Annotated in this window: 15 protein-coding genes; 6 read left to right on the forward strand and 9 right to left on the reverse strand. The window is 70.7% G+C overall.

Translation table 11 applies throughout. The annotated features are described in order from the left end of the window. Positions 1 to 129 precede the first annotated feature (129 nt). The 3 genes from R2E43_RS38265 to R2E43_RS38275 form a co-directional block, all read right to left on the reverse strand. A complete protein-coding gene (locus R2E43_RS38265; RefSeq protein ID WP_003978700.1) occupies positions 130 to 711 on the reverse strand; it encodes an Rv1733c family protein in 582 nt (193 codons plus the stop codon). Between the two features lie 177 nt (positions 712 to 888). Next, positions 889 to 1,284 (reverse strand): BON domain-containing protein, encoded by a 396-nt coding sequence (locus R2E43_RS38270; RefSeq protein WP_332057063.1) that lies wholly within the window; start codon positions 1,282 to 1,284, stop codon positions 889 to 891. A gap of 62 nt (positions 1,285 to 1,346) precedes the next feature. Next, complete coding sequence (locus tag R2E43_RS38275) at positions 1,347 to 1,472, reverse strand: hypothetical protein (protein ID WP_308428313.1); 126 nt, start codon at positions 1,470 to 1,472, stop codon at positions 1,347 to 1,349. A 340-nt stretch (positions 1,473 to 1,812) separates the two neighbouring features. Between R2E43_RS38275 and R2E43_RS38280 the strand changes: the two genes are divergently transcribed. Next, positions 1,813 to 2,721 carry a pyridoxamine 5'-phosphate oxidase family protein gene (locus R2E43_RS38280; protein WP_161269935.1) on the forward strand — a complete coding sequence of 303 codons (909 nt, stop codon included), beginning with the start codon at positions 1,813 to 1,815 and terminating at the stop codon, positions 2,719 to 2,721. A 131-nt stretch (positions 2,722 to 2,852) separates the two neighbouring features. Further along, on the forward strand, positions 2,853 to 3,509 hold the full coding sequence (locus R2E43_RS38285) for an OsmC family protein (RefSeq protein ID WP_231909086.1): 657 nt from the start codon (positions 2,853 to 2,855) through the stop codon (positions 3,507 to 3,509). Between the two features lie 115 nt (positions 3,510 to 3,624). On the opposite strand, the gene R2E43_RS38290 is transcribed toward R2E43_RS38285, so the two are convergent. Next, positions 3,625 to 4,083 (reverse strand): universal stress protein, encoded by a 459-nt coding sequence (locus R2E43_RS38290; RefSeq protein WP_189285210.1) that lies wholly within the window; start codon positions 4,081 to 4,083, stop codon positions 3,625 to 3,627. A gap of 107 nt (positions 4,084 to 4,190) precedes the next feature. Continuing rightward, positions 4,191 to 5,507 (reverse strand): nicotinate phosphoribosyltransferase, encoded by a 1,317-nt coding sequence (locus tag R2E43_RS38295; protein ID WP_265700933.1) that lies wholly within the window; start codon positions 5,505 to 5,507, stop codon positions 4,191 to 4,193. Between the two features lie 209 nt (positions 5,508 to 5,716). On the opposite strand from R2E43_RS38295, the gene R2E43_RS38300 reads away from it, so the two are divergent. Both R2E43_RS38300 and R2E43_RS39070 read left to right on the forward strand, forming a co-directional pair. Further along, positions 5,717 to 6,388: a CBS domain-containing protein gene (locus R2E43_RS38300; protein WP_265700934.1), complete on the forward strand. Its 672-nt coding sequence runs from the start codon at positions 5,717 to 5,719 to the stop codon at positions 6,386 to 6,388. A gap of 117 nt (positions 6,389 to 6,505) precedes the next feature. Continuing rightward, positions 6,506 to 6,718, forward strand: coding sequence for a hydantoinase B/oxoprolinase family protein (locus tag R2E43_RS39070; RefSeq protein WP_106517053.1), 213 nt, complete (start codon positions 6,506 to 6,508; stop codon positions 6,716 to 6,718). Here the strand turns inward: R2E43_RS39070 and R2E43_RS38305 are convergent, their stop codons facing one another. Further along, a complete protein-coding gene (locus tag R2E43_RS38305) occupies positions 6,719 to 7,405 on the reverse strand; it encodes a CBS domain-containing protein (protein WP_162495069.1) in 687 nt (228 codons plus the stop codon). It abuts the gene before it with no gap. A 34-nt stretch (positions 7,406 to 7,439) separates the two neighbouring features. Further along, positions 7,440 to 7,898: a cyclic nucleotide-binding domain-containing protein gene (locus R2E43_RS38310; protein WP_030862045.1), complete on the reverse strand. Its 459-nt coding sequence runs from the start codon at positions 7,896 to 7,898 to the stop codon at positions 7,440 to 7,442. A gap of 772 nt (positions 7,899 to 8,670) precedes the next feature. Here R2E43_RS38310 and R2E43_RS38315 point away from each other — a divergent pair. Next, on the forward strand, positions 8,671 to 9,555 hold the full coding sequence (locus R2E43_RS38315; RefSeq protein ID WP_191848989.1) for a universal stress protein: 885 nt from the start codon (positions 8,671 to 8,673) through the stop codon (positions 9,553 to 9,555). 47 nt (positions 9,556 to 9,602) lie between these two features. Here the strand turns inward: R2E43_RS38315 and ppk2 are convergent, their stop codons facing one another. Then, positions 9,603 to 10,406 (reverse strand): polyphosphate kinase 2, encoded by an 804-nt coding sequence (gene ppk2 / locus R2E43_RS38320; protein WP_003978711.1) that lies wholly within the window; start codon positions 10,404 to 10,406, stop codon positions 9,603 to 9,605. Between the two features lie 217 nt (positions 10,407 to 10,623). Between ppk2 and R2E43_RS38325 the strand changes: the two genes are divergently transcribed. Continuing rightward, a complete protein-coding gene (locus R2E43_RS38325; RefSeq protein WP_011026896.1) occupies positions 10,624 to 11,037 on the forward strand; it encodes a DUF302 domain-containing protein in 414 nt (137 codons plus the stop codon). On the opposite strand, the gene R2E43_RS38330 is transcribed toward R2E43_RS38325, so the two are convergent. Further along, positions 11,016 to 13,346: a heavy metal translocating P-type ATPase gene (locus tag R2E43_RS38330; RefSeq protein ID WP_332057064.1), complete on the reverse strand. Its 2,331-nt coding sequence runs from the start codon at positions 13,344 to 13,346 to the stop codon at positions 11,016 to 11,018. The two genes, R2E43_RS38325 and R2E43_RS38330, sit on opposite strands and share 22 nt — an antisense overlap. Positions 13,347 to 13,424 lie beyond the last annotated feature (78 nt).

Consider the following 13,424-nt stretch of genomic DNA (forward strand, 5'->3'; position numbering starts at 1 on the left):
CCGGCGCGGAACCGTCCGCGCCCACGACCATGAAGTCGCTCATCGCTCCTCCTCCCCCCTCACGGGCTTCCTCACCACCCGAGAACCGTTCCATGTCGCGCCGGTGGAAGCCCTACGACGTGTCCCGGATCAACTGGCCGCGCGTCCCCACTGGGAACCGATGTCCTGCCACTCGTGCTCCCACGCGGCGCGACGACGCCGGTTGAGGACGACTCGCGCGCCGTAGTAGCCGGCGGCCGCCGCGGTGACGACGGCGAAGGAGGACGCGGCACCCATGAACGCCGCGTCCACCCCTGCCTGGGCGGTGGTGGGCGGCGCTGTCGTCAGTTGGTTCCGGTGATCCGTCCAGACCGTGACCCGCGAGCCCGCCTTCATTGCCTCGTCGACGGGAATCTTGCCCGAGTGCCGGGTGCCGTCAGGCGCCGTCCACCGCACGGTGGCCTCGATCCGGCCTCCAGTCGTCCCCGTGGACAGAGGACTGCCGGACACGTCCGACACGAGGGTGGCGGTTGCGGAGTGCCGCTCCGCGCGTCGTTGTGCGGCGCCGTGTGCCGAGGCGTGTGCCGCCAGCACTCCGGCCACGGGACCCGCGAGGGCGACGACGAGCCAGACGATCAGGAGGATCCAGGCCTCGAGTACGTCCTCGCGGCGACGCAGCGGATTGCGGCGCCAACGCCACAGGGACCGCCGAATGGTTGTGCCTGCGCGCATCGTGACCACCTCCGGCTGTCGATTTCAGCCTCACTCAGCGGTGGTCTGCCGACCAGGGGCCGTTCGGGCACGCACGGGGAATCCGGATGGGTCGACCGGCCCCGACCCTCGGCGGGTCCGACAACCGGGATGCGGAGCGGGTGGCGGCCTCTCCGGTGTGGACCGTCGGATTCCCGCTCATGGCACGTCCACGTGAAGCGTGGTCGGGCGGGCTCGGCCGAGAGTGTCGAGGGGGCGCGTGCGGTCTTCCCGGCCGGTCACGTGCAGATCGACCGAGGCGACGCCGTCGACGCCCAGGCACAGCCGTTCGATGACGGGAAGCGGCTGCCCATTGTCCACGCGGCCCCCGACGGTCACCCGGCCTTCGTCCACGTCCACCGTCATGCCGGTGGGCGCCGGACCCCGAGTCCGGATCAGCACGGCACGGGATGTCTCTTCCCGCAGTGCGTCGTCCCGGCGCAGGAACACCCGAAGGAGGTCGCCGCGGCTGACGACGCCGACCCAGCGGTCCGCCTCGTCGACCACGGGGAGACACTTGACTTCCTCGGTGACCATGAGGAGCGCAGCCTCCACGATGCTCCACTCCGGTCACGCACACTGCGGGTGCCGTCATCAGCTCATCGATCGTGACGTGCTCACCGGCGGAGCGGTCCGTCGGCTGGAGCAGCCGGACCGGTTCGGCAGGATCCGGGCCGAGCGACCTTGCGGACGAGATCCGCCTCCGACACGACGCCGATGAGGCGGCCGACGCCGTCCACCACCAGGACGGCGGTGACGTCGTTATGGGTCAATGCCTCGGCGACCGCCTAGAGGGATGCGTCCGTTCGGACGTCGACGACGGGCCGGGTCATGAGATCACCTACAGTCCGGTGCCGCATGACGAGCCTCCTCTCGGCGGTGAGCCGCCGTGGAGCACCGATGCCACCGCAGTCCGCACTTCCTCACTCTCAACGTGCCGCTCGGAGCCGCCCTGACTTGGGGCGTTCGTGCCGAGGATGAGGGCCGTTCGGCAGGCCCGCGGGGACCGTCGGCCGCCTGGTGGGCGCGGTGTCCCCGCGCGAGGCTGGAGTGAGGAACTCCTTCGACGGAGAGGGCGCGGTCATGTACGCACATCTCGGCGACCGGCTGATCGTCGAAAGTCCGTCCACCGGCGTCACGCGGCGGGACGGGGAGATCGTCGGCCTCCACCACGACGACGGAACTCCGCCGTACGACGTGCGCTGGTCCGACACCGGGGATGTCACGCTCGTGTTCCCCGGCCCCGACGCGCGTGTGAACCACGGGGCAGAAGAGGCGGAGGCGTCGCAGGGGGCGCCTTCGGGCGTGTCCCGCGGCGAAGGGGTGGACTCCTCCCTGATCGCCGCCGGCGCCGGCGACCTCGGTCGACGGCTGGCCGCGGCGCGCCGGCGCAGGGGACTGAGCCTGGAGCAGGTGGCCCGGCGGGCCCGGATGGCGCCGCAGTATCTCGCTTACCTGGAGACCCACACCGCGGATCCGGGATTCGGCAGCCTCGTGCGACTGGCTGATGCCCTGGGCACGACCTACGCCGAGCTGCAGGGAGGCGGTGCCGACCGTCCACCGGGGCAGGGAGCGGCTCTTCGCAATCCGACACTGCGCGACCTCGACGAGAAGGAGTGCCGGGCCCTGCTCTCGGCACACGGAGTGGGCCGCCTCGCGCTGAACACGCCGGACGGCCCGGCGGTCTTCCCCCTCAACTACGTGGTGTCCCAGGGAACCATCGCGTTCCGCACCGACCCCGACGCGGCCACTGCCGCGGCCGTGGACAGCGAGGTCGCCTTCGAGGTCGACCACATCGACGATCCCATGAGTCAGGGATGGAGTGTCCTCGCGGTCGGTCGTTGCAGGGCCGTGACGGACCCGGAGGAGGTACGCCGACTGGCGGAGAAGGCGCACACCGAGCCATGGGCCGGCGGACGGCGCACCATGTGGCTTGCCGTGGAGACGGAACGTCTGACAGGACGACGTATCACTTCCGTGTCCGGCTCTTGAGGCACGTGTGCTCACACGGCGCACGAGGCAGGGCCCCTGGGCCCGGAGACACGCGCCCCGGCCGGCGCGGGACCGGACCAGGACCCGCCGACGGCAATGAGGCCGACCGGCGAAACCCGGCGGGAGACGAGATGAAACTGCACACACGCTGTGGTCGTACGATCAATGTCACCCGGTTCACCCCCCGGGGGCTGCCCACCCGGATGGGGCGCGTCGTCCTGGACACGTCCTTCGCCTCCTACGACGAGGACGAACTGTGGACGTCGCTCACGGCAGAGGAGGCCAGACGTCTCGCCGGTCTGCTGCTGTTCCAGGCAGCCGCCGTCGACCCGGAGCCCAGTGCGGCACCCGGAGTCGTCGAGGTGGTGCCGGTCGTCCAAGACGCCTACGAGGTCCGGGTCCGTGGGCATGTACTGACCGTCGACCAGCCGCTCGCCGACGGAGGAAAGGACACCGCCCCCACGCCTGTGGAGCTGTTCGTGGCGGCGGTGGCCTCGTGCGCCGCGCACTACGCGGGGCGCTTTCTGGACCGGCACGGCGCCGGCCGGGAGGGCTTCTCCGTCCGTGCCGGGTTCCACATGGCTGACGACCGACCGCCTCGCGTCGCGTCGTTGCTCCTGACTGTCACGGCCCCCACCCTGCCGGCGGGGAAGCTGGCCGCCCTTCGTGCGGTGGTGTCGCACTGCACCGTGGCGAACACCTTGGCCCGGGCGCCGGAGACGACGCTGGAGGTGCGCGGCGCACCCTCGGAGGAGAGCGCCCGCGACACGCAGACGAGCCCGCACTGAAGCCGTGCGGGTATGGCGGCTCCCGCCCCGTGCGACGTCTCGCGGCCGACGGTGTGGGGACGCCTTGCTCCGCGGACACCGGACCAGTGGCCCGCCGGCCCGCTGGTGAGACGGATCAGTGGACCGGGTCGCTTTCCGTTTCCTGTCGGACGACGACGACGGGGCAGGCCGCGTGCTGAGCACAGCGCTGGCTCACCGAGCCCAGCATCGCCCGTGCGAACGCGCCCCTGCCCCGGCGGCCCACCACGAGGAGTTCGGCTCCCTGCGAAGCACGGATCAGGGTCTCCGACGGGTCGCCTTCCACGAGGATCTCCTTCAGACCCGGCGGCCGTTCGCCGGGGAACGTGGCCTCCAGCTCCGCCGCGAAACGCTCACGCGCCTGCTCCAGATCGAAATCGGGATCGATGGCCGGACCGGCGAAACCGACGGCGGACGGTGTGTCCCAGACATGGACCGCCTCGACGACACCACCGACGGCACGCGCATACCGATCGGCCCAGCGCAGCGCGGCATAGGAGGACGGAGACCCGTCCACACCCACGACCACCCGTGCTGTCGGCTCAGAGGACTGCATGGTCACCTCGCTCACAAGCGTCGTCCGCCCCTGTCCACGCTGCCCGGTACCACGCCACCGCGCCAGTGGAGAGAGGGCCGGCCGGACAGCACACCTGGACGTATTGATCACGAGCGGAGGCGGTCGCTGAGGTCCGCGGTCAGCTCGGACAGCCGTTCCGAGAACACGGCTCGGGCCGGCCGTGGAGCCCGGACACGCACAGCGTCGGCGGGCAGCCCCGCCAGGTCCGCCCTCAGCCGCGCGTGTCCCTGCGGCAGGGTGTCCGGCGGGCCGAGACGCCGGCCGTCACGCATGACCGTGCGCAGCAGTGGCTCCGCCCCGGCAGGACCCGGCTCGTCCCGCAGGGCGATGACGTCGTCACCACCCGGTCGGCGGAAAACCTGTTTGCGCCCTGGCGACGTGACCTTGGCGGACGACAGTTTCATGACCGGGCGGCCGTCGTACTCCACGAGCTTGTACGCCGAGTCCAGATACGGAGCGTCGGCGGACGTGCCGACACGGGTGCCGACCGCGTACACGTCGATGGGAGCCCCGGAACGGACCAGAGTGTCCACGCCGTACTCGTCCAGACCGCCGCTGGCGACGACACGGACGCCGGGAAGACCGGAGCGATCCAGTTCGGCGCGCGCCCGACGGGCGAGATCACCGAGGTCACCGCTGTCCAGCCGAACGGCGCACCCCGGTCCCCGACCCAGATCGCGCAGGACACGAGCCGCGGTACGGACCCCGCGTACCGAGTCGTACGTGTCCACCAGGAACGTCACGGGCCCCGGATGGGCGCGGGCGAAGGCGCGGAAGGCGGCCTCCTCGTCCGGAAACGCTTCGACGTACGAGTGCGCCATCGTCCCGGACGCGGGCAGGCCCCAGCGGACCGCCGCCGCCACGTTGCTGGTTCCCGCGAACCCCGTGAGCGCCGCCGTGCGCGCGGCCTGCATCCCGGCGGAGGTCCCGAGCGTGCGGCGCAGCGAGAAGTCGACCACCGGCCGTCCCGCGGCGGCCAGGACGGACCGCACCGCTTTCGACGCCACGGCCGTCTGATGCGACACCTGATTGAGCAGGAACGTCTCCACGAGCTGAGCCTCCGCGAGCGGCGCGGTGACCTCCAGCAGGGGTTCTCCGGCGAACACCACACGTCCCTCGGGCACGGCGCGCACCTCGCCGGTGAACGTCATCCCGCACAGCGGGGAGAGGTCGGCGTACGGCCGGTGCAGCGCGGAGGCGAAGTCCTCCACGTCCGACGGGGTGACGCGGAAGGCGCTGAGGTAGTCGAGCGCCGGTTCGATGCCCGCGCTGACGAGGAACCCGCGTTCGGAGGGCAGGTCACGCACGAACAGACTGAAGGTGGCGGGCCGGCTCATGTCTTCGAGAAGGTAGGACAGGGCCATCGTGACTTCGTACAAGTCCGTAGTGGTCACATCCGACATGGTGCTCACCCGCCCGTAGCCGCTCGTGCCCGGTCAGAACAAGCGTCACCGGCACCCCGGGACGTGGGGAAGGGCCGGCCGGCCGCTTCCCGTGGCCACTCGGCCCCGTGTTCCCGCCGGGAGGGTCGCGGATACTGAAGCTGTCGGGACACTCTCCGCTCAGGTGGGAGGCAGCCATGGACGGCCACGCCTACAGAGTTGAGGACGTCATGACCCGCAGGGTCATCGCCCTGGCCGGTGGAGCGACGTTCAAGGACATCGTCAGAACCATGGAGACACAGCTGATCAGCGCCCTTCCCGTCATCGACTCCGGAAGCCATGTGATCGGTGTGGTCTCCGAGGCAGATGTGCTGCGCAAGGAGGAATTCCGTGACAGCGACCAGCTGCGCGGCCCCCGGAGTCGTCCTCCCGGAGCGCTGGTGAAGGCGCGGGCAGTCACCGCGGAGGATCTGATGACGGCTCCCGCCGTGACCGTCCACCCGAAGGCACCTGTGGCCCGGGCGGCCCGCCTCATGGCACGTCGCAGGGTCAAGCGTCTCCCCGTCGTCGACGACGAAGGTGTGCTCCAGGGCATCGTCAGCCGCGCGGACCTGCTCAGGGTGTTCCTGCGCTCTGACCCCGACATCGCCGAGGAGGTCCGCCGGGAGATCGTCGGCGGCCGGTTCCCGGAAGGTCTCGGATCGGTCCGTGTGGAGGTGCACGAGGGAGTGGTCACCCTCACCGGCCGGGTGCCGGACACCTCGCTCGTTCCGCTGGCCGAACGGCTGGTGCGCTCCGTCGAGGGCGTCGTGGACGTGCGGTGCGTGCTGACGGGCCCCAGGCACCGCATGACCGGAGAGTCGGAGGAGGCAGGAGCTGCGGCGCACCGTCCGGGGCCTTAGGACCTTCCCCGCGGGGCCCGACGGGACGATCATGGAATGGTGGAAAGGAGGCAGACATGACCGGCGTGCTGGAGCGACTGCCGGGCGGCCCGACCTGTTCGGCCGGGCCGAGACCGGATTTCCCGGAGCGCACGTCGCTTCCGGTCCGCACGGCGTCCGTGTCGAGACGGCGAGCCGGGTGCCCTCGGACACCACCACGTGGAGCGCGAGGGCGCTGTCCTGCCGATGGCGGCCTGCGGCTTCATCGCGGTGCAGGCGGGTGATGTGTTCGTCCTGCCCACACCTGGTGGGGGTGGCTATGGAGTCGCGGTCGACGCGCCCCGGGGCTGACTACGCGTTGGACCGCAACGCCTGATCTCCTTCACCTGAGGTTTTGACGTCCGTCGGGTCCCACCTGACGTCGACGACGCCCTCCACGGCGCGCGCCAAGCGGGCGGCCACGGGCACCAGCGAGGTGTCCCTGACCCTCCCTCCGAGAGTGACGCGGCCGTCCGACACCTCCACCCGGACGGTCTCCGCCGGCGAGGGGAAGAGCGGTGTGACAACCTCCTGGCCGACCTCTTCGGCGATGGCGTCGTCCGTGCGCAGGAACACCTTCAACAGGTCGGCTCGGCTGACGACACCTTCGAGAAGTCCCTCGGCGTTGACGACGGGCAACCGCTTGACCTTCCGCTGCGCCATGATGCGCGCGGCCTGGGCGAGGGTCGCATCGGGGTGGACGGTGACGGCGGGAGCCGTCATCACGTCCGCCGCGGTCAGACCGCCGGCCTTGGCCAGATCGGTCAGGCGGCGCATCTGAGTGAAGCGGTCCGGGTCACTGTCCCGGAACTCCTCCTTGGGCAGCAAGTCGGCCTCGGACACGAGGCCGATCACTCGTCCCTCGCCCTCGAGTACGGGCAGGGCGCTGACCTTCCACTGGTCCAACAGCGCGATGATGTCCTTGAACGGAGCTTCTGGACCCACGGCCACGGCCGTGTGCGTCATCACGTCATTCACCGTGCGAGGGCTGTTGAGCATGGCTTCCTCCTCGACCCGGCCTGAGGGGACGTACTCACGGCAGGATTCCGCTGCCGTGCGGGGCGTACAGGTCCAACAGACGGATACGCGTCTTCTGTAGGCGGTCGGCCACCACCTGTCCGACCCAGGACGCGATCGCCCGGCCGAACTCGGGGTGCTCGGCACACGTGGTCAGGACGGTCTTCGCGTCGAACTCCCAGGCCCGTACCGGGCTGAGTGCCTCGGCGCCCTGGTGCCACCGGTACGGAGGAAAGTGCCAGGACCAGCCGAGCAGTTCGCCATGGCCCAGCGACTCGACGGCGGCGTTGCGCCCGTCGGGGACGCGGATGTCCAGAACGACCGTTCCGGTACGCACGATCCAGAAGCGATCGGCGGGCCGGTCCTCTTCGAACAGCCGCGCACCAGGCGGGAACGAGACCTCGCGGGCGAGCCGCAGCAGACGTTCGCGGTGCTGCGCCGGCATGGCTATGGGCAGGGTAGTTGTGGAGGTCATCGTTTCCTTTCCTTCCACTTCCCGCGGTCCGTCGGGGGCGGTCGCTCGGGCGGCTGCCAGGTGCGACTGCTCTTCCCCGGTATCAGCCTGCCGCTTGTGTGCCGCCGGCACCATGGGCCTCTCGGGCACTGCCGAGGGACCGTCGGCCCCGGACAAGCGCGGCCAACCGAGTGCCACGACGGAGGGAGCGGTCCGGGCCGGGCGCGGGAGGACCGCCGCAGATGCCGGACGGGCCACGGCGGCGAAGGCACACCAAGAGCGGGAAGGACATCCGCTTCTCGCGGATCCTCGTTGCACGGTGCGCCGCCGCCGGCCGCTTCCCCGCGTTCCCTGCGGCCCTTCCCGCCGTCTCCAGGACACCACGCGGATCCGCCGGGGCGGAAGGGCCGACCGGCCTCGTCGTGCCGCCTGCCCTAGTAGGGCATACGTCGACCCGACGGCGTGCGCAGGTCAGGAAGATCCGGCCGTCGTGGTGGGCGGGGCCGCTTTGTCACCTGGATCCGTTCCATGACGATCGCCTCGTCTCGCGATACCCCTGACTTCATGATCGCCCGTAGGCATGATGCGGGGCCATGGGCCCCCCGGCCTTCGGTACGGGGCCGAGACGGCATGTACGGGTGGGCCGACCGGCCCAGCTCCACGCCCGAAATGCGGTCGTTGGGGCCGAAGGTCCCTCGGAGGGACCCGATCGCCCCCTGCCGGACCCGGGCGCCCGGTGCCACCGTGAAAGTGGTAATCCCGCTGCACGAACTGGCAGAAAGAGAGAAGGGCGGTGGGGATGATGGCACTCCCCCTGGTGGTAGGCGTCGACGGGTCGGACGGCAGCCTGCTTGCCATCGACTGGGCGGTGGACGAGGCACAGCGCCGGGGGCTCCCGTTGCGCCTGGTGTACGCCTCTCTCTGGGAGCGGTACGAGGGAGCACTGCCGGCCATGGGCCGAGAGCGCCCCTCCGAGCAGGTGATGGCCGAGAACATCGTCGGCACCGCCGCGGAGCGCGTCCGGCGGTACGACCCCGGCCTCACGGTCGACACCGACACGGTGCCGGCGGAGGCGGTGTCCGCCCTCCTGGCCGAAGGCAGGCACGCCACCGCCGTGGTCACCGGATCCCGAGGCCGTGGCGAGCTGAAGGGGGCGCTCCTCGGCTCTGTCAGCCTCGCCGTCGCCTCTCGGGCCGACTGCCCGGTGGTCGTTGTCAGGGGTGAGAAGTCGGCGCTGTCCGGCTCCCACGAGCGTGTCCTGCTGGGTGCCGGCGACCCCGACACCAGCGGTGCGGCCGTGCGGTTCGCCTTTCGAGAGGCCGACGTACGGGGTTGCGAGCTGGACGTCGTACGGGCCTGGCGGTGCCCGGCGTACGAGAACACCGACGAGGGGGCACCGAGTGACGACTCGGAGGATCAGCCCGAGCGGCGGGCTTCCGCTCTGATCGACACCTTGGTGGCCGAAGCCGCTGCGGAACACCCGAGCGTGAGGCTGCGCAAGACGACGATCGAAGGACCGGCCCGCAAGGTGCTGGTCCATCGGACGGCCGCCGCCGACCTCGTTGTGGTCGGAGCACGCCACAGGTCGGGACACTTCGGTCTTCAGCTCGGGCGGGTCACCCACACGCTGCTGCAGCACGCGGCCTGCCCGGTCGCTGTGGTGCCTCAGGCGACTTGACGCCTCGACGTGCGGCTCCGGAACCCGGCGTCACGGGCGGGCAACCGTCACAAGCGAGCCGCGTGGTCCGGGACGTACGTCTGCCGGTCCCGGGGCGACCGCGTGTAACCCGTCGGCGGGGGGCGTTCCGGCAACCTGAGTGAAGGCGGTGGCACGCGGTGATGGGGGAGGGAGTCCAAGAGGTGGGCGATCATGTTGAGCCGCGCCCGGCGTTTGTCGTCGCTCTCCACCACGTACCACGGGGACTCGGGGGTGTCCGTGGCGGCCATCATCTCGTCCTTGGCGCGGGAATAGGCTTCCCACCGAGTGATCGACTCCAGGTCCATCGTGGAGAGTTTCCAGCGTTTCAGCGGGTCCTGGAGGCGGCGTCGAAAGCGCTCCTGCTGCTCCACGTCACTCACCGAGAACCAGTACTTGCGCAGCAGGAGCCCGTCCTCGACAAGCATTCGTTCGAAGACAGGGCAATGACGCAGGAATCGTCGGTATTCGTCGTCGGTACAGAACCCCATGACGTGTTCGACCCCGGCCCGGTTGTACCAGCTGCGATCGAAGAGAACGATCTCGCCGCCCGCCGGAAGCTGCTCCACGTACCGTTGGAAATACCACTGTGTCCGTTCTCGTTCGGTCGGTCTGGGCAGCGCCACGATCCGCGTCACCCGCGGGTTGAGGTGTTCCGTGAGCCGCTTGATGGTGCCGCCCTTTCCGGCCGCGTCCCGTCCTTCGAACACCACGGCAACGCGCTTCTTCTCGGTCAGAACCCATTCCTGAAGGTTCACCAATTCAATCTGCAGGCGCCGCAACTCCTTCTCGTACACCTTGCCTGAGATTTTGCGGAGTTCCGTGCCTGCCATGCGGCCTCCTGCCTCCACCGAGTTCCGATGCGTTCCGTGTCTGCACGGTACTGTTCGGGCACGAGCGGCGCATATGCGTGTTGATCGCGTACCGGTACCCGGTCGGCTTCCCGACGGCCGGAAAGGCGTGTCGGTCGTCGTGGACTCCCACGGGGCCTCGTGTGAAGAGTGCTCCCGGCCGGGTACTCCGGAAACCTCGGAAATCGGGAGGAAGCCCATGCGTTACGGCCGTACCATCACGCTGGATGGCCCGTTCGAGCACGTGCAGCGGGACGTCCGTCAGGCCCTGGCCGACCAGGGCTTCGGGGTCTTGACCGAGATCGACGTTCAGGCCACTCTCAAGGCCAAACTGGACCAGGACATCGAGCCCTACCTGATCCTTGGAGCCTGCAATCCGCCGCTGGCGCACCGGGCGTTGGGGGTCGACCGGTCCGTCGGGCTCCTGCTGCCCTGCAACGTCGTCGTCCGCGGCGACGGCGACCGGGTGATCGTCGAGGTGATCGACCCCGACACCATGGTCACCCTCACGGGTCTCGACGCCATGGCGCCCGTGGCGGAAGAGGCCGGCCGCCGTCTCGACGCGGCACTGGGTTCACTCGTGGGGCCACGTCACGGAGCCAGGGAGAAGTAGCTCTCCTCCTCCTGGGTGAAGTGCAGACGCAGCACCGTGTTGAGGCCGTACAGGCAGGAGCGCAGGTCGTCCAGCTGTTCGGGGGCCAGGCCGCCGTTCGTGCGAGCGAGTTGCAGGTGGGTGGCGATGCGGCGGGACAGACGTCCGATCTCGGTGTGCGCGCGGCTCATCGTCACCGTGGACTCGGGGCCACCGAGAGCCGGTGCGAGAGCCGGGTAGAGCTGATGCTCCTCGGCGTACTCGTGCGGCAGCAGTCGCTCGGTGAGCAGGCGGTGCGCCTCCTCGACGCTCGCGAGGGCCGTCGGCCCGGGGACACCGGAGAGGCGGTCCGCGGCGTCGCGCACCGCCTGGAGAACGTCCTGCAGGTCCTCGTGCTCGGCGGCGAAACGGTGGATGAGGGCTTCGGTGGCAGGAGCGAGGACCCCTTGCCCGGCGTGGTCGGCGCGCAGGGCGCGCAGCGCGTTGAGGATGACTGCGACGTCGATGCCCTCTTGCAGCAGGGCACCGGCGGCGGGCTGGATCAGACCGAGCGCGGCCGCGGCCATCGCACCCAGCGACAGCAGCATGCCTCCGAGGGCGCTCTGGACGGCGATACGGCGTGACCGCTGAGCGATGACAACGGCGTCGGCCAGGCGGTCGACGCGGTCGGTGGTGAGCACGATGTCGGCCGCCTCGGAGGACGCCGTGGTGCCCCGGGCACCCATGGCGACACCGATGTCCGCAGCGGCCAGGGCGGGTGCGTCGTTGACCCCGTCGCCGACCATCACCGTGACGGCGTGCTCGCGTTCACCGCGCACGGCGGCCACCTTGTCGGCGGGACCGAGCTCGGCGCGGACGCCGTCGAGTCCCAGAACGGCCGCCACCTCTTGAGCCGTGGCCGCCCGGTCGCCCGTGAGCATCACCAGTCGCTCGATGCCGGCGGACCGGAGCCGGCGCACGGCGTGCGGAGCGTCGCGGCGCAGGGCGTCGCGCAGCAGGACGGCACCGGTGAGGCGTTCATCGACAGTCAGCCATGCCACGCTCGCCCCGTCGAGGAGGGCGCGGTTGCCGACCGCCTTCGCCCAGGCCGGCCGCGCCCGGGTGGGGTCGTCGCGACCGATGAAGACCCGGTGGCCCTCCACGACGCCACTGGCCCCCCGACCCGGCTCCTCCGTCACCTCCGTCGGCGCCGACAGCTCCAGTCTCCGAGTCCGCGCGGCGTCGACGATCGCCTGGGCCAGCACATGAGGCGAAAGCTGGTCCAGCGAGGCGGCCACTCGCAGGACCTCCGCCGGCACGTGGCCCGGAGCAGCCACCACATCCAGGACGCACGGGCGGCCCACGGTCAGGGTCCCCGTCTTGTCCAGCAGGAGGGTGCGGGCCCGGCCCAGGTTCTCCAGCGCTCCGCCGTCCCGGACGACCACACCGCGGCGGGAGGCACGGGAAAGACCGGAGACGACGGCCACCGGAGCAGCCAGTAGCAGGGGGCACGGGGTGGCGACCACCAGAACGGCGACCGCACGCACCGCGGAGCCACTGACCAGCCACGCCAGTGCCGCCGTGGCGAGGGCCAGCGGGAGGAACCAGGCGGCGTACCGGTCCGCCAGCCGCACCACCGGCGCCGATTCCGCACCCGCCTGCTGGGCGAGCCGCACGATGCCGGCGTAGGTGCTGTCCTGTTCGATGGCGGTGGCGCGCAGGTCGAACGCGCCGCCGGCGTTGACCGCGCCACTGCGTGCCCCTTCTCCCCGTTGGCGTGTGACCTGGAGGGGTTCACCGGTGAGCACCGACTCGTCGAGGACGGCTTCGGTGCTTTCGACGCGGCCGTCGACCGGGACGACCTCACCCGGGCCGACGACCAGAGCGTCCCCGGCAGTGATCTCGCTCAGGGGTACTCTCACCACGCCGTCGCCGGTGCGACGGCGGGCCGAGCGCGGCGCGTGTGCGAGCAGGGCGTGCAGGTCGTGGGAGGCGCGTCGTTGAGCGGCCCCCTCCAGGGTGCGGCCCGTGGCCAGCATGAGCGCGATCAGGACCCCGGCCAGGTACTCACCGACGGCCAGGGTGCCGCCGAGCGCGAGTACGGCGATCAGGTCCACGCCGGCGTGCCCCCGCCGGAGTGCGACCAGCACCCAGCCCACCGCGGGGATGACGGCGGCCACGGTACCCAGTCCCCAGAAGAGCTCGGCGATGCCGTCGGCGTCGAGGAAGTGGGCGACGCCGCCACCTGTCAGAGCCGCGGTCGTGACGGCGAGGAGCCCACGCTCGAGGAGGGGGGACGCGAGCACCGCCGTCGAGCGGCGCAGTCGCGCGACGAGGAGAAAGCGGTCCATGGGCACCTCGGTCCGTGCGGCGCGGCAACGTCGATCCGCTCACTCCATGGAAGCGCGGCGCGCCACCCTAGGCCAGGG

The sequence above is a fragment of the Streptomyces violaceoruber genome, from assembly GCF_033406955.1.
Lineage (GTDB): Bacteria > Actinomycetota > Actinomycetes > Streptomycetales > Streptomycetaceae > Streptomyces > Streptomyces violaceoruber.